This window comes from Phytohabitans flavus (assembly GCF_011764545.1).
In the GTDB taxonomy this organism is placed as follows: Bacteria; Actinomycetota; Actinomycetes; order Mycobacteriales; family Micromonosporaceae; genus Phytohabitans; species Phytohabitans flavus.
In genome coordinates, this window is record NZ_AP022870.1 from 831,003 (window position 1) to 849,258 (window position 18,256).

The window sequence follows — 18,256 nt, forward strand, 5'->3', positions numbered from 1 at the left end:
CAGGTAGGGGCGCATAGGGGTTCCGTCAAGGGTTGTAGGGGACCTTCTCCGATGTAGGCTCGTACACATCTCACAGCTCACTAACCCGACTGCTTCGTGCGCCGGAATGGGCTATGTTCCGCCATAGAAGGCACCAAAAAAATTAAACGGGGGTGCTGAATGCTGCGCACTGACCTGATCCGGCCGGTGCCTGAGATGCTTCGCGCGCAATCCGAGAAGTACGGCGACAAGGTCGCCTTTCTCGACGAGCGGCGCGGTGTGAGCTACCGGGAGCTTGAGCGACGTACCGCCCGGCTGGCGGGACACCTCGCCCGGCTCGGCCTCGGTCCGGGCGAGTGCGCGGCGATCTACCTCAACAACTGTGTCGAGGTCGTCGAGAGCTACTTCGCCATCAACCGGGCCGCCGGCGTGGTCGTACCGATGAACCCCCGCTCGTCCAACGCCGAGCTGGCCTACCTCCTCGAGCACTGCGCCGCGCGGGTAGTGATCACCGACGGCGGCCACCTCGACCAGGTGCACGCCGTGCTGGCCGGGCGCGACGGCATCACGGTGATCGTGGTCGGCGACGAGGCCGGCGGTGCCGAGCACTCGTACGAGGCGCTGGCCAACACCGAGCCGGCCACCCCGAGCCGCGACTCCCTCGGCCTCGACGACGTGTCCTGGATGCTCTACACGTCTGGCACCACGGGCCAGCCCAAGGGTGTGCGGTCCACCCAGCGCAACGTGCTCTGGTCGGTCGCCGCCTGCTACGCCCCGATCCTCGGGCTGTCCGACACAGACCGGGTGCTGTGGCCCCTACCCCTGTTTCACAGCCTCGCCCATGTGCTCTGCGTTCTCGGCGTGACCTCGGTCGGCGCGACCGCCCGCATCATGCCCAACTTCGCCACTGACGAGGTGCTCGACGCGGTCCGCCAGGACGACTACACGTTCCTGGTCGGCGTGCCGACGATGTACCACTACCTGTTGCGCGCCGCGGAGGCCTCGGACGCCTCGGAGCTCGCCCCCGCGCTGCGCGCCTGCCTGGTCACCGGCTCGGTCGCCACCGCCTCGCTGCGGGAGTCGTTCGAGCTGGCGTTCGGCGTTCCGCTGCTGGACAGCTACGGCAGCACCGAGACATCCGGCGCCATCACCATGAACTGGGCCACCGGGGCGCGGGTACCCGGCTCGTGCGGCCTGCCCGTGCCCGGCCTGGCGGTGCGGCTTGTCGACCCGGACACCGAGCGTGACGTCGAGGCCGGCGCCGAGGGCGAGGTCTGGGTCAGCGGCCCCAACGTGATGCTGGGCTACCACAACAATCCGGATGCCACCGCCGCCGCGCTGCGCGGCCGCTGGTACCGCACCGGCGACCTGGCCCGCTTCGACGACAACGGGTACCTGAGCATCACCGGGCGGATCAAGGACCTGATCATCCGGGGTGGCGAGAACATCCACCCCACCGAGGTCGAGGACGTGCTCCTCGCCATCGACGGGATCGCCGAGGCGGCCGTGGTGGCCAAGCCGCACGAGGTGCTCGGCGAGGTGCCCGCGGCGTACGTCGTGCCGGCCGCCGGCGTGCCGCTCGACCCGGAGCGCGTATTCGCGATCTGCCGCGAGCAGCTCTCCTACTTCAAGGTCCCCGAGGAGCTGTACGAGGTCGAGGAGATCCCGCGCACCGGATCCGGCAAGATCATCCGGCACCGCCTGCTGGAGCGCCCGGCCCGGCTCCGCGGCGTCCGGGGCAACCACCTCGATCTGCTCTACCGGGTCGACTGGAGCCCGCTCGCGACGGCCGACGCCACGGCCGAGCCCTCCTGGCAGCTGGTCGACCACCGCCACGACCTCGGCGCGCTGGAGCCGATGCCGGACCTCGTCGCGGTCCGGGTCCCCGGCGCCGAGGACGGCGCCGACCCGACGGTCGCGGTGCGGCAGGCCGTGTCCGGGGCCCTCCGGCTGGTGCACGGCTGGCTGACGGCGGCCGGCACCGGCGAGAGCCGGCTCGTCCTGGTCACCCGGCACGCGGTCGAGGTCGACGGCCACATCACCGACCCGGCCGGCGCCGCCGTGTGGGGGCTCATCCGCTCCGCCCAGGCCGAGCACCCGGGCCGCTTCGTCCTCGCCGACGTCGACGACGAGCCCGAGTCGCTCGCCGTCCTGCCCGCCCTCGCCGCCGGCGACGAGCCGCAGATCGCGATCCGGCGGGGCGAGGCGCGGGTGCCGCGGCTCGCCCCGGTCCGGACCACCGGCGGCGGCACCGACTCGGTCAGCGCCGCCGGGTGGAATCCCGACGGCACGGTCCTGATCACCGGCGGGACGGGTGGGCTCGGCGCCGCCGTCGCCCGCCATCTTGTCGCCGCCCGCGGTGTCCGGCATCTGGTACTCGTCAGCCGCTCCGGCCCGGCCGCCGAGGGCGCCCAGCAGCTCGGCGAGGAGCTCACCGCGCTCGGCGCGCAGGTGAGCGTCGCCGCCTGCGACGCCGCCGACCGCGATGCCCTCGCCGCCGTGCTGGCCGGCATCCCGGCCGCGCACCCGCTCACCGCGGTGGTCCACGCCGCCGGCGTCCGCGCCGACGGCCTGGTCGAGGGGCAGAGCCCAGACCAGATCGAGCCGGTACTGCGCTCCAAAGTGGACGCCGCCTGGCACCTGCACGAGCTCACCCGCGACAAGGACCTGTCGGCGTTCGTGCTCTTCTCCGCCTCGTCCGGGCTGCTCGGCACGGCCGGCGAGGCGGGCTGGGCAGCCGCGAACGCCGGCCTCGACGCGCTCGCCGGACTGCGCCGCCAGCAAGGGCTGCCCGCTGTCTCGCTCGCCTGGGGACGGTGGAACGAGCCGGCCGGCATGGGCGGCCGCATGAGCACCGCCGACGTGCGGCGGGCCGCGCGTACCGGACAGCTCAGCATGGCCACCAGCGAAGGGCTCGCGCTGCTCGACGCCGCCGGCGCCGTCGACGAGGCTGTGCTCGTACCGGCGCGGATCGAGGTCAACAACATCCGGTCCGCGGCCGACCTGCCACCGCTGCTGCGCGGCCTGGCCCGCGCCCGCACGGCCGCCGAGGGCGACGCCGCCCTTGTCGACAGCCTCGCCGACCTCGACGCCACGGACCGGTCCCGGGTCCTGCTCGATCTGGTACGCGACGAGGTCGCCACGGTCCTCGGGCTCGACAGCGGCAACGCTGTCGACGAGGACCGCACCCTGAAGGACTTCGGCTTCGAGTCGGTCACCGCCGTGGAGCTGCGCAACCGGCTGGCCGGGCGCACCGGGCTGCGGCTGCCGGCCACCATCGCGTTCGACCACCCCACCGCCACCGCCCTAGCCAAATACCTGAAGGGCCGGCTCTTCGGCGACCGCGCCACCGCCGTACGCGCCGTGGTGCCGGCCGCCCCCGACGAGCCCATCGCGATTGTCGGCATGAGCTGCCGGCTGCCCGGCGGGGTGGCCAGCCCCGACGAGTTCTGGACGCTGGTGGCCGCCGGGGTGGACGCCGTCTCTGGCTTCCCCACAGACCGCGGCTGGGACGTCGAGGAGCTTTTCGACCCGGACCCGGACCGGGCCGGCAAGAGTTACGTGCGGGAGGGCGGTTTCCTCTACGAGGCGGCCGAGTTCGACCCGGCGTTCTTCGGGATCAGCCCGCGCGAGGCGCTCGCCATGGACCCGCAGCACCGGCTGTTGCTGGAGACCGCGTGGGAGGCGGTCGAGCGGGTCGGCATCGATCCCGGGTCGCTGCGCGGCAGTAACACGGGCGTCTTCGCCGGCGTGATGTTCCGTGACTACGCGGCTCGCCTCGGCCAGGTGCCGGACGACGTCGAGGGATACCTCGGCATCGGCAACGCCGGCAGTGTCGCCTCCGGCCGCGTCTCGTACACCCTCGGTCTGGAAGGGCCGGCGGTCACGGTCGACACGGCGTGCTCGTCGTCGCTGGTGGCGTTGCACCTGGCGGCCCAGTCCCTGCGGCAGGGGGAGTGCTCGCTCGCGCTGGCCGGCGGCGTCGCGGTCATGGCCACCCCGGACGTGTTCGTCGAGTTCTCCCGGCAGCGCGGTCTGGCAAACGACGGGCGCTGCAAGTCGTTCGCGGCGGGCGCCGACGGCACCGGCTGGGCCGAGGGCGTCGGGATGCTCGTGGTGGAACGGCTTTCCGACGCGCGCCGCAACGGGCACCAGGTGCTGGCGGTGCTGCGGGGGAGTGCGGTCAACCAGGACGGTGCCAGCAACGGACTGACCGCGCCGAATGGTCCCTCGCAGGAACGGGTGATCCGCCAGGCCCTCGCGAACGCCCGCCTCACGACGTCCGATGTGGACGCGGTGGAGGCGCACGGTACCGGCACGAAGCTTGGTGACCCGATCGAGGCGCAGGCGATCCTGGCCACCTACGGGCAGGGTCGTGAGCGTCCGTTGTGGCTTGGTTCGGTGAAGTCGAACATCGGTCACACTCAGGCGGCGGCGGGTGTCGCGGGTGTCATCAAGATGGTGATGGCGATGCGGCATGGCATGTTGCCGCGGACGCTGCACGTGGACGCCCCGACACCTGAGGTGGACTGGACGGCCGGCAGCGTCGAGCTGTTGACCGAGCCGGTCGAGTGGGCCGCCAACGGGCACCCACGCCGGGCCGCGGTATCGGCCTTCGGGGTCAGCGGCACCAACGCGCACGTGATCCTCGAAGAGGGCGACGCGCCGGAGCCGGTGGCGGAGGATTCGGCACCGGTTGTGCCGTGGGTGCTGTCGGCCAAGAGTGAGCCGGCCCTGCGGGCTCAGGCCGCGCGGCTGGCTCGCTTCGCGGCGTCCGATGAAGGCCTGCGGCCGGTGGATGTGGGCTGGTCGCTGCTGTCCCGGTCGCGGATGCCACACCGGGCGGTGGTCACCGGTCCCGATGCGGCGGGGCTGGCCGCGGCGTTGACGGGCTTCGCCGGTGGCGACCCGGAGTCGGCGGCGGCCGTCGTGTCCGGACCGGGTGGCGGCGCGGGCACTGGCGTGGTCTTCGTCTTCCCGGGCCAGGGCTCGCAGTGGCCGGGGATGGCGGTGGAGCTGCTGGCATCGTCGCCGGTGTTCGCGGCGGCGTTCGACGACTGCGCGCTCGCGCTGGCGTCCTTCGTGGACTGGGATGTGCGGGCCGCGCTGACCGATCCGGTGCTGCTGGAACGGGTCGACGTGGTGCAGCCGCTGCTGTGGGCGGTGATGGTGTCGCTCGCCGAGGCGTGGCGCGCGTTCGGCGTGGTCCCCTCGGCCGTGGTGGGCCACTCACAGGGTGAGATCGCCGCCGCGTGTGTCGCGGGTGCACTGTCCCTACAGGACGGCGCGCGGGTGGTGGCCCTGCGGTCGAAGGCGCTGCGGGAGCTGGCCGGCGGGGGCGCGATGATCTCCGTGGCGGCGACCGTGGAGCAGGTGCGGGAGCTGCTGGCCGGGCACGACGGCGTCTCGATAGCGGCGGTCAACGGCCCGGGATCCGTGGTGGTCGCCGGGTTGACCGGTCCGGCGGACGGCTTCGTCGCCGCCCTGGACGCGGCCGGTGTGCGTAACCGGCGGATCGCCGTGGACTACGCCTCCCACTCGGTGCAGGTCGAAGCGATCGAAGCCCAGCTCGCCGAGGTGCTGGCACCGGTTCAGCCTCGGGCGGCACGGATCGCCTGGTACTCCACTGTGGAGCGATCCTGGATCGACGGTACGCAGGCTGATGCCGGCTACTGGTACCGGAACCTGCGGCAGACAGTGTGGTTCGCCACCGCGACCGAAGCGCTGCTCCACAGCGGATACCACGGGTTTGTCGAGGTCAGCGCCCATCCGGTGTTGACCGTGGGGGTGCAGGAGAGCATCGACGCGGCGGGGGCACCGGCGTGGGTGACCGGCACGCTGCGGCGCGACGAGGGCGGCCTCCAGCGGCTCTTCACGAGCGTCGGCGCGGCGTTCGTCAACGGGGTAGGGGTCGACTGGGCCGCCGCGTACGCCCAGCTCCAGCCCCGTACCGTCGGCCTGCCCACGTACGCGTTCCAGCACAGCCGGTACTGGCTCGACGTCACCGGCAGCACCGCAGGCGACGTGACCGGCGCCGGTCTGACCGCCGCCGAGCACCCGATCCTCGGCGCGGCGGTCGCGTTGGCCGACGGTGACCGGGTCGTGCTCACGGGCAGGATCTCCCTCAAGACCCATCCGTGGCTCGCCGATCACGCGGTCATGGGCTCCGTGCTCATGCCCGGCACCGCCTTCGTGGAGCTCGCCATCCGGGCCGGCGACGAGGTCGGGGCGGGTCACCTCGAAGAACTCACGATCCAGTCCCCGCTCGTACTGCCCGAGCGCGGCGGCGTACAGGTCCAGGTCACTGTCGGTGTGGCGGGCGAGACCGGCCGGCGCGAGCTGGCGGTCTGGTCCCGCCCCGAGGGGCCCGAACGCGAGTGGACGCAGCACGCCGCGGGTGTGGTGTCGGCCGATAGGGGTGTAGCTGCTTCCGATCCGGGGCTCATGCAGTGGCCGCCGGTCGGCGCCGATGTGGTGCCGGTGGACGGCTTTTACGAGCAGCTTGCCGCCGAGGGTGTGGAGTACGGTCCGGCGTTCCAGGGTTGGGGCAGGTGTGGCGGCGGGGCGAGGAGGTCTTCGCCGAGGTGGCGCTGCCTGAGGGCGAGCGGACGGCCGGGTTCGGTTTGCATCCGGTGTTGTTGGATGCGGCGTTGCAGGCGTGGTTCCGGGTGCATGCGGATGGGCAGTTGCGGATGCCGTTCGCGTGGAGCGGTGTGAGCCTGTTTGCTGCGGGCGCCCGGGCGTTGCGGGTGCGGTTGGCTGCGGCGGCTGACGGCGGTGTCGCCGTGAGCGTGGCTGACCACAGTGGAGCGGTTGTTGCGGCGGCGGAGTCGTTGGTACTGCGGCCGGTCTCGGCGGAGCAGCTGGACACGGCCCGGCGTAGCGACGACGGTTTGCACGTCGTCGACTGGGTGACGGTGGCGGCGGGATCTGGTCCGCGGTTGCCTGTGGTGTCTGACCTGTCGGTGTTTGACGAGGTCGAGCGGGTGCCGGCGACGGTGGTCTACCGGCCGGCGCCGGTGGAGTCGACTCTGCCGGAGGATGTGTGGCGGTTCAGCGCGGTTGTGCTTGCGTCGCTTCAGGCGTGGCTGGCCGACGAGCGCTGTGCTGGTGGCCGGCTGGTGGTGGTCACGGGCGGTGCTGTGGCGGTGTCGTCGCAGGAGCCGGTGACGGACCTGGCGGCGGCGGCGGTGTGGGGTCTGGTGCGGGCGGCCCAGTCGGAGCATCCGGGCCGGTTCGTCCTGGCCGATGTGGACAGCGATCCCGGGTCGGTGGCGGCCCTGGATGGCCTGGTTGGGCTTGACGAGCCGCAGTTGGCGGTGCGCGGCGGCGTCGGGTACGCGCCTCGGTTGGCGCGGTTGACGCAGACGACTTCGCCGTTGGAGTGGGATCCGGACGGCACTGTGCTGGTCACTGGTGCGACCGGTGGTCTGGGCGTGCAGGTGGCTCGGCATCTGGTCAGTACTCGTGGGGTTCGGCGGCTGTTGCTGGTCAGCCGCTCCGGTCCGGCCGCTCCGGCTGCTGCGGAGCTTGTCGAGGAGCTGGCCGCGGCTGGTGCGCAGGTCGAGCTTGTCGCCTGTGACGTGGCGGACCGGGAGGCGCTTGCCGCGTTGCTGGCTGGTCGTTCCTTGGCGGCGGTGGTGCACACGGCGGGTGTGGTCGACGACGGTGTGATCGAGTCGATCACCGCGGACCAGCTCGCGAACGTGTTCCGTCCGAAGGTGGACGCTGCCTGGAATCTGCACCAGCTCACCCGCGACATGCCGCTTACCGCCTTCGTGGTCTATTCGTCGGCCGCCGCGATCCTCGGATCTCCCGGTCAGGGCGCGTATGCGGCCGGCAACGCCTTCTTGGATGGGTTGGCCGCGGTTCGTCGGGGGCTGGGTTTGCCGGCGGTGGCGTTGGCGTGGGGCATGTGGCAGGCCGAGTCCGGTGGGATGGCGAGTCGGTTGTCGGAGGCCGACCGTCGCCGCTTGCAGCGGGCTGTGGTGGGGATGAGTGCCGAGCAGGGTTTGGCGTTGTTCGACGCCGGTCTGGCCAGTGGGCGGGCGGCGGTGGTGCCGGCCCGGTTCGATCTGGCGGCGGTACGTGCCCAGGCGGCGACCTCGGGGGTGCCGTCGATGCTGCGCGGCCTGGTCCGGGCACCGCGTCGTGCCGCTGTTGAGGTGGGCACGGCCGGTGGTGGTTCGTCGTTGGCGCAGCGGCTGGCCGGGCTGGACGTCGTGCAGCGGCAGCAGGCGCTGCTGGATCTGGTACGTCGTCATGTGGCGGCTGTGCTCGGGCACGATTCGGTCGAGACCGTCGAGCCCGGCCGGGCGTTCAAGGAGCTTGGGTTCGACTCGCTCACCGCTGTCGAGCTGCGTAACAACCTCAGCACCGCCACCGAGCTACGCCTACCCGCCACCCTGACCTTCAACCACCCGACGTCCAACGCGCTCGCCGACTACCTGGGCAAGCAACTCCTCGGCACCACCGGCGAGACCGTGGTACGCGCACCGGTGGCTGTCGCCGCCGACGAGCCGATCGCGATCGTCGGCCTCGCCTGCCGCTTCCCCGGCGACGTCCGCTCACCCGACGACCTGTGGCAGATGCTCGTCACCGGCGGCGACGGCGTCTCGGCCCTGCCCGACAACCGGGGCTGGGACGTCGAGGAGCTGTTCGACCCGGACCCCGACCGGGCCGGCCGCAGCTACGTACGCGAGGGCGGCTTCCTCTACGACGTCGCCGACTTCGACCCGGCGTTCTTCGGGATCAGCCCGCGCGAGGCGTCCGCCATGGACCCCCAGCAGCGGCTGCTCCTCGAAGTCTCTTGGGAAGCGCTCGAACGGGCCGGCCTCGACCCGACTGCCCTGCACGGCAGCCAGACCGGCGTCTTCACCGGCACCCACGGGCAGGACTACGCCGGCCTCCTCGACCAGGCACCCGAAGGCGCCGAGGGCTACCTCGTCACGGGCAGCGCCGGCAGCGTCATGTCCGGCCGCGTCTCGTACACGTTTGGCTTCGAAGGTCCCGCCGTCACCGTCGACACCGCCTGCTCGTCGTCTCTCGTCGCGTTGCACCTGGCGGCACAGGCACTGCGGGCCGGCGAATGCTCGCTCGCCCTAGCCGGCGGCGTGTCCATCATGTCCACGCCCGAGGGCCTGATCGCGTTCTCCCGGCAGCGCGGGCTCGCCGCCGACGGTCGCTGCAAGGCGTTCGCCGCCGGGGCCGACGGGTTCGGCATGGCCGAAGGCGCCGGCATCGTGGTGGTCGAGCGGCTCTCCGACGCCCACGCCAACGGCCACACGGTCCTTGCCGTGCTCCGGGGGAGTGCGGTCAACCAGGACGGTGCCAGCAACGGCCTCACCGCACCGAACGGTCCCTCGCAGGAACGGGTCATCCGCCAGGCCCTCGCGAACGCCCGGCTCACGGCGTCCGATGTGGACGCGGTGGAGGCGCACGGTACCGGCACGAAGCTCGGTGACCCGATCGAGGCGCAGGCGCTGCTAGCCACGTACGGCCAGGACCGGTCCACACCACTCAAGCTCGGGTCGGTGAAGTCGAATATCGGCCACACCCAGGCCGCCGCGGGCATCGCCGGCGTGATCAAGATGGTGCTGGCCATGCGGCACGGGCTGCTGCCGCGGACGCTGCACGTCGACGCCCCGACACCTGAGGTGGACTGGACGGCCGGCAGCGTCGAGCTGCTGACCGAGCCGGTCGAGTGGGCCGCCAGCGGGCATCCGCGCCGCGCCGGTGTGTCGGCCTTCGGGGTCAGCGGTACCAACGCGCACGTGATCCTTGAAGAGGGCGACGCGCCGGAGCCGGTGGTGGAGGATTCGGCTCCGGTTGTGCCGTGGGTGCTGTCGGCCAAGAGTGAGCCGGCCCTGCGGGCTCAGGCCGCGCGGCTGGCTCGCTTCGCGGCGTCCGATGAAGGCGTACGGCCGGTGGATGTGGGCTGGTCGCTGCTGTCGCGGTCGCGGATGCCACACCGGGCGGTCGTCGCCGGTCGTGACGTGTGGGAGCTGAGCGCGGCGTTGCGGGGTTTCGCTGACGCCGATCCTGAGGCGGCGGGTGCTGTTGTCTCCGGTCCGGGTGTGGGTGCGGGCCGGGGTGTGGTGTTCGTTTTCCCGGGTCAGGGTTCGCAGTGGGCCGGGATGGCTGCCGAGCTGCTTGAGGATTCGCCGGTGTTCGGGGCGGCGTTCGACGAGTGCGCGGCGGCTCTGTCGTCGTTTGTGGACTGGGATCTGCGGGAGGCCGTAGCCGACCCGGTGTTGTTGGAGCGGGTCGATGTGGTGCAGCCGGTGCTGTGGGCGGTGATGGTCTCCCTGGCACAGGTGTGGCGGTCCTACGGCGTCGAGCCGGCTGCGGTGGTGGGTCATTCGCAGGGTGAGATCGCGGCGGCGTGTGTCGCTGGTGCGCTGTCCCTGCGGGACGGTGCGCGGGTGGTTGCGCTGCGGTCGAAGGCGTTGCGGGAGCTAGCTGGTGGCGGGGCGATGGTGTCGGTGGCGGCGTCGGTGGAGCGGGTCGAGGAGCTGCTCGAAGGCCACGACGGGGTGTCCATCGCCGCGGTCAACGGCCCGGGATCCGTGGTGGTCGCCGGCCTGACCGGGCCGGTGGACGGCTTCGTCGCCGCCCTGGACGCGGCCGGTGTCCGCAACCGGCGGATCGCCGTGGACTACGCCTCCCATTCGGTGCAGGTCGAAGCGATCGAGGCCCAGCTTGCCGAGGCGCTGGCGCCGGTAAAGCCGCAGGCCGCGCACACCGCCTGGTACTCCACTGTGGAGCGGTCCTGGGTCGACGGGACCCAGGCGGACGCTGGCTACTGGTATCGGAATCTGCGGCAGACGGTGTGGTTCGCGGCCGCCACGGAAGCGTTGCTGGATGAGGGTTTCCGGGGTTTCGTGGAGGCCAGCGCGCATCCGGTGTTGACGATCGGCGTCCAGGAGAGCATCGACGCAGCGGGTGCGCCGGCGTGGGTGACCGGGACGCTGCGCCGCGACGAGGGTGGCGCGCAGCGTCTGTTCACGAGCCTTGGGGTGGCGTACGCCAACGGGGTCGACGTCACCTGGAACGACGCGTTCACCGGGATCCAGCCGCAGACCGTCGAGCTGCCCACGTACGCCTTCCAGCACAGCCGGTACTGGCTCGACGTCACCGGCAGCACCGCAGGCGACGTCACCGGCGCCGGTCTGACCGCCGCCGAGCACCCGATCCTCGGCGCGGCGGTCGCATTGGCCGACGGTGACCGGGTCGTGCTCACGGGCAGGATCTCCCTCAAGACCCATCCGTGGCTCGCTGAACACGCGGTCATGGGCACTGTGCTCATGCCCGGCACCGCCTTCGTGGAGCTCGCCATCCGGGCCGGCGACGAAGCCGGAGCCGGACACCTCGAAGAGCTCACCATCCAATCACCGCTCGTGCTGCCCGAACGCGGCGCCGTCCTGCTACAGATCAGCGTCGGCCAGCCGGACACCGCCGGGCGTCGCGAGATCGCCATCTGGTCGCGGGCGGACGACGGCGGCCACTCCGAGTGGACGCAGCACGCCGCGGGCGTGGTGTCGGCCGAGAGGGGTGTAGCTGTCTCCGATCCGGGGCTGACGCAGTGGCCGCCGGTCGGCGCCGATGCGGTGTCGGTGGACGGCTTCTACGAGCGGCTTGCCGCGGACGGTGTGGAGTACGGTCCGGCGTTCCAGGGTTTGCGGCAGGTGTGGCGGCGGGGCGAGGAGGTCTTCGCCGAGGTGGCGCTGCCTGAGGGCGAGCGGACGGCTGGGTTTGGTCTGCATCCGGTGTTGTTGGATGCGGCGTTGCAGGCGTGGTTCCGGGTGCATGCGGATGGGCAGTTGCGGATGCCGTTCGCGTGGAGCGGCGTGAGCCTCTTCGCTGCGGGCGCCCGGGCGCTGCGGGTGCGGTTGGCTGCGGCTGCTGACGGCGGTGTCGCCGTTAGCGTGGCTGACCACAGTGGAACGGTCGTTGCCGCGGCGGAGTCGTTGGTGCTGCGGCCAGTATCGGCGGAGCAGCTAGGCACGGCCCGGCAGGCCAACGACGGCTTGCACATCGTCGACTGGGTGCAGCTGGCGGTGGCGGCGTCCGGTCAGCCGTTGCCCGTGGTGCCCGATCTGTCGGTGTTTGACGAGGTCGAGCGAGTGCCGGCGACGGTGGCCTACCGGCCGGCGCCGGTGGAGACGAGCCTGCCGGAAGATGTGCGGCGCTTCAGCGCAGCTGTGCTGGCGACCCTTCAGACATGGCTGGCCGACGAGCGCTGTACCGGTGGCCGGCTGGTGGTGGTCACGAGCGGCGCTGTCGCCGTGTCGCCGCAGGAGCCGACCACGAACCTGGCCGCGGCGGCGGTGTGGGGTCTGGTGCGGGCGGCCCAGTCGGAGCATCCGGGCCGGTTCGTCCTGGCCGATGTAGATAGCGATCCCGGGTCGGTGGCGGCCCTGGATGGCCTGGTCGGGTTGGACGAGCCGCAGTTGGCCGTACGTGGCGGCGTCGGGTACGCGCCTCGGCTGGCGCGGTTGACGCAGACGGCCACGCCGCTGGAGTGGGATCCGGACGGCACCGTGCTGGTCACCGGTGCGACCGGCGGTCTGGGCGTGCAGGTGGCCCGGCACCTGGTCAACACCCGTGGGGTACGGCGACTGTTGCTGGTCAGCCGCTCCGGCCCGGCCGCTCCGGGCGCTGGCGAGCTTGTCGAGGAGCTGGCCGCGACCGGTGCGCAGGTCGAGCTCGTCGCCTGCGATGTAGCCGACCGGGAGGCACTCGCCGCACTGCTGGCCGGCCGTTCCTTGGCCGCTGTGGTGCACACGGCGGGTGTGGTCGACGACGGTGTAATCGAGTCGATCACCGCGGACCAGCTCGCCAACGTGTTCCGCCCGAAGGTGGACGCCGCCTGGCACCTGCACCAGCTCACCCGCGACATGCCCATCAAGGTGTTCGCGCTCTTCTCGGGCGCGGCCGGCGTGCTCGGCAACGCGGGCCAGGGCGCGTATGCGGCCGGCAACGCCTTCTTGGATGGGCTTGCCGCGGTTCGTTGGCAGCAGGGTTTGCCGGCGGTGGCGTTGGCGTGGGGCATGTGGCAGGCCGAGTCCGGTGGCATGGCAAGCCGGCTGTCGGAGGCCGACCGCCGCCGCTTGCAGCGCGCTGTGGTCGGGATGAGCGCCGAGCAGGGGTTGGCGTTGTTCGACGCCGGCCTGGCCAGCGGGCATGCGGCGGTGGTGCCGGCCCGGTTCGACCTGGCGGCGGTACGTGCCCAGGCGGCCACCTCGGGGGTGCCGTCAATACTGCGCGGCCTCGTACGGGCACCGCGCCGCGCCGCCGCTGAAGTGGGCACGGCCGGTGGTGGTTCGTCGTTGGCGCAGCGTTTGGCTGGGCTGGACGTCGTGCAGCGGCAGCAGGCGCTGCTGGATCTGGTACGTCGTCATGTGGCGGCTGTGCTCGGGCATGACTCGGTCGAGACCGTCGAGCCCAGCCGGGCGTTCAAGGAGCTGGGTTTCGACTCGCTCACCGCTGTCGAGCTACGCAACAACCTCAGCACCGCCACCGAGCTACGCCTACCCGCCACCCTGGTCTTCAACTACCCCAACGCGGCCAGCCTCGCCGCCCACCTCGGCGACCAGCTCTTCGGCACCGTCGAGGCGACCTCGGCCCAAACCGTCGCGGCGACCGGCACCAGCGACGAGCCGATCGCGATCGTCGCGATGGCCTGCCGCTTTCCCGGCGCCGTGTCCAATGCGGACGAACTCTGGGCGCTCGTCGCCGAAGGGCGCGACGTGCTCTCCGGCTTCCCCCGCGACCGAGGCTGGGACGTCGACGGGCTCTTCGACCCGGATCCCGACCGGGCCGGCAAGAGCTACGTGCGCGAGGGCGGCTTCCTCTACGAGGCAGCCGACTTCGACCCGGCGTTCTTCGGGATCAGCCCGCGCGAGGCGTCCGCCATGGACCCCCAGCAGCGGCTGCTCCTCGAAGTCTCCTGGGAAGCGCTCGAACGGGCCGGCCTCGACCCCACCGCCCTGCACGGCAGCCAGACCGGCGTCTTCACCGGCACCAACGGCCAGGACTACGCCGCGCGGCTCACCAACACCCCGGACAGCGTCGAGGGATACCTCGGGATCGGCAGCGCCGCCAGCGTGATGTCGGGCCGGGTCTCGTACGCGTTCGGCTTCGAAGGTCCCGCCGTCACAGTGGACACCGCGTGTTCCTCGTCGCTCGTCGCCATGCACCTCGCCGCCAACGCGCTGCGCCAGGGCGAGTGCACGCTCGCGCTCGCCGGCGGCGTCACGGTGATGTCGACCCCGGCCGGGTTCATCGCGTTCAGCCGGCAGCGCGGTCTGGCAAACGACGGGCGCTGCAAGTCGTTCGCCGCCGCGGCCGACGGCACCGGCTGGGGCGAGGGCATCGGCGTCCTCGTCATGGAACGCCTCTCCGACGCGCGCCGCAACGGGCACCAGGTGCTGGCGGTGCTGCGGGGGAGCGCGGTCAACCAGGACGGCGCCAGCAACGGACTCACCGCGCCGAACGGTCCGTCGCAGGAACGAGTGATCCGCCAGGCCCTCGCGAACGCTCGCGTGTCCGCCGCCGAGGTCGACGTGGTGGAGGCGCACGGTACCGGCACAAGGCTTGGTGACCCGATCGAGGCGCAGGCCATCCTGGCCACCTACGGGCAGGGCCGTGAGCGTCCATTGTGGCTCGGCTCGGTGAAGTCGAACATCGGCCACACGCAGGCGGCGGCCGGTGTCGCGGGTGTGATCAAGATGGTGATGGCGATGCGGCACGGCATGCTGCCGCAGACATTGCACGTCGACGCCCCGACACCTGAGGTGGACTGGACGGCCGGCAGCGTCGAGCTGCTGACCGAGCCGGTGCGGTGGGCCGCCAACGGGCACCCACGCCGGGCCGGTGTCTCCTCGTTCGGGGTCAGCGGCACCAACGCACACGTGATCCTGGAGGAAGGCGACGCACCCGCGCCAGCGCCCGTGGAGGAGCCGACGCCGGTCGTGCCGTGGCTTGTGTCGGCCAAGACCGAGGAGGCGTTGCGCGCCCAGCTGCTCCGGCTGGCGGACTTCGCCACGGAGTCCGGCGTACGGCCGGTGGACGTGGCGTACACGCTGGCAACCGCCAGGGCCCGCTTCGGACGCCGGGCGTTCGCGACCGGGTCCACTATGGACGACATCGCGGACCGGTTGCGGATGCTCGCCGAGCGCACCATCCCCGGCGTGACCTCCGACAGCGCCGGCCGGATGGCGGTGATGTTCACCGGTCAGGGCTCGCAGCGCCTCGGCATGGGCCGTGAGCTGCACGGCGTCCTGCCGGCGTTCACTGCCACGTTCGACGAAGTGTGTGCCGCGTTCGACGGTCTGCTGCCGCGCCCGCTGGCGGAGGTGATGTGGTCCGACGCCGACGCGTTGGGCCAGACCTTGTACGCGCAGCCGGCCATTTTCGCGGTCGAGGTGGCCCTGTTCGCGCAGTTCGAGGCGTGGGGTGTCAGCCCGGACTTCGTGGCCGGTCATTCGATTGGCCAGATCGCGGCGTCCTATGTGTCCGGTGTCTTCGATCTGGCGGATGCGGCGCGGTTGGTGGCGGCGCGGGCGTCGTTGATGCAGGCATTGCCGTCTGGTGGGGCGATGCTCGCGGTGCGGGCGACCGAGGCGGAAGTGTTGCCGCACCTGACTGACCTCGTGTCTGTGGCGGCGGTGAACGGGCCGGCGTCGGTGGTGGTGGCCGGTGACGGTGCTCAGATCGACGCGCTCGAAAGCTTCTTCAGGGGTGAGGGTCGGAAGGTCAAGCGGCTGACGGTCTCGCACGCGTTCCATTCGCCGTTGATGGATCCGATGCTGGATGACTTCGCCGCCGCCCTGGCGGACGTCACGTTCCGGCAGCCGCTGCTGCCCTTCCCGGAAAGCGAGCCGGTCACGACCGGCGCCTACTGGGTCGAGCACGTCCGCCGGCCGGTACGGTTCGCCGACACCGTGGAGTGGCTGGTCGGGCAGGGAGTCGACACATTCCTGGAGATCGGCCCCGACGGTGTGCTCAGCGGGATGATCCCCGAGTGCCTGCCGGAGAGCAGCCAGGACGCCGTCATCGTGGCGTCCCTGCGCGCCGACCGCCCCGAGCCCGACACGCTCATCACCGCGGCCGCCGCCCTCGACGCGCACGGCACCGGCGTCGACTGGCCGGCCGTCTTCCGCCCCTGGCGACCGCGCGTCGTCGAGCTGCCGACCTACGCGTTCCAGCACAGCCGCTACTGGCTCGACGAGACCGGCGCGGAGCAGGGCCTCGCCGGCCCGACGGTCGAGTCCCGGTTCTGGGAGGCGGTCGAGAGCGAAGACCTGGACACGTTCACCCGCGTCCTCAACATGGACGGCGACGCACCGCTCAGCGCGGTCCTCCCTGCCATCTCGCTGTGGCGCCGCGAGCAGCGCGCCGCCAGCACGATCAACGGCTGGCGGCACCGGGAGCAGTGGACGCTGCTGCCGGAGCCCGCCACGGCCCGAGTCAGCGGTCACTGGCTGCTGGTCATCCCGACCGAGCTGATCGACAGCGAGCTCGTCCGGGAGATCCGGGGCTCGCTCAGCGCCACCATGCTGCCCGTACCGGACGACGCCGACCGGGTCACCGTCGCCGACGCGCTCACCGCGGCCGTCGCCGACGATCCGGTCACCGGCGTGCTGTCCCTGCTCGCGTTCCGCGACGGCGTCCACCCCCGACACTCCGAGCTGGACGGTGGCCTGGCTGGCACCGTCGTACTCGCCCAGGCGCTGCACGACGCGGGCCTGGCGGCTCCACTGTGGTGCCTCACCCACGGCGCGGTGGCGGTGCGGGAAGGTGAGGCCGCAAGCGCGTCCCAGGCCGAGATCTGGGGGCTCGGCCGGACCATCGCCGCCGAGCTGCCGCAGAGCTGGGGAGGCCTGCTCGACGTGCCCGAGGCGGTCGACGCGCGTCTGGCCACCCGGATCCGCGACGTACTGGCGAGCGCCGCCGGGAGCGAGGACCGGCTCGCCGTACGCGACACCGGTGTCTTCGCGCACCGGCTCGTACCGGCGCCACTCGACGAGGCCGGCCAGACACCGCCCGCCTGGCACCCCGAGGGCACGACACTTGTCATCGGAGGTACCGGCGAGGTCGGTGCCCACATCGCCCGCGAGCTGGCCCGGGCCGGCGCCCAGCGGCTGGTGCTCGCGAGCCGGCCAGACACGGACACCGGCCCACTGCGCGACGAACTCGCCGCGCTCGGCGCCGGTGACGTGCGCGGCGTCGACTGCGACGCGACCGACTACGCGGCACTGGCATCCCTGGCGGACCGGCTGGCGCAGGACGGGCCACCGCTGTCGACCATCGTGTACGCGGCGGCAGCCGGCGACCCGGTGGCGCTCGCCGACCTTGACCTCGCCACCTTCGCCACGGCCATCGGCGTCAAGACGGCCGGCGCCCGAAACGCCGTCGCGCTCGCCCAGGAGCGAAACGTCGACACGCTCCTGCTCGTCTCCTCCGGCGCCGACCTCTTCGCCGAACGGGGACAGGCGGCGAACGCCGTGGGCGACGCATACCTGCGGGCCGCCGGACCGTCGATCTCCGTGGCCTGGTGCCGGCCCTGGTCCGGCCTCCGCGCCCTCTCGCCCGACCTCGCCGCGCTCGCAGTGGTCCGTACGATCGCCGCGGGCGGACCGGACATCGTGCTGGCCGACGTCGAACCGGTCACCGCGACAGCCGCGACGGCCGACGAGGGGGAGGCACCGGACGCCGGCGAACAGTGGCGGGCCGCCGCGCTATGGCGAAACGCCGAAGACCGCGGCGCCGCACTCCTCGACCTCGTACGAGACCTGGCCGCCCAGGTGCTCGGCCACTCCACAGTGGACGGCATCGAAGTCGAGCGCGGCTTCCTGGAGCAGGGCTTCGACTCCCTCACCGGCGTCGAGCTGCGCAACCGGCTCAAGCAGGCGACCGGTCTGGCCATCCCGTCGACGCTCATCTTCAACTACCCGGCGCCGGTCAACGTCGCGCAGTACCTCGCCGACGTCCTGAAGCACCAGGAGGCGGCCGACGCGCCGGGCGCTGCCGAGCTCGACCGGCTCGAAAGCGTCCTCACCAGCGCCGACCCGGACGCCGCCGAGCGGGTCGTCGCGCGCATGCAGGACCTCCTCGCGAAATGGAGAGCCGTGCCAGATCTGGAGATCGGGGGCGTCCCGGAACGGGATCTCCAGTCCGCCACCGTCGACGAGGTCTTCGACTTCATCGACGAGGAACTCGGGCTGTCGCTACGCCACGCCAACGACGCCGACCCTGCCTGACCGCCGAGGTG

The 18,256-nt window shown here is 72.0% G+C and carries 1 protein-coding gene and 1 pseudogene; both read left to right on the top strand.

Features of this window, described 5'->3' with window-relative positions; translation table 11 throughout:
• Window positions 1-213 precede the first annotated feature (213 nt).
• Window positions 214-6,276 (top strand): annotated as a pseudogene (locus tag Pflav_RS47810) (SDR family NAD(P)-dependent oxidoreductase); the annotation flags it as partial.
• 254 nt (window positions 6,277-6,530) lie between these two features.
• Window positions 6,531-18,245, top strand: coding sequence for a type I polyketide synthase (locus Pflav_RS47815; RefSeq protein WP_332107730.1), 11,715 nt, complete (start codon window positions 6,531-6,533; stop codon window positions 18,243-18,245).
• The last annotated feature ends 11 nt before the right edge of the window (window positions 18,246-18,256 follow it).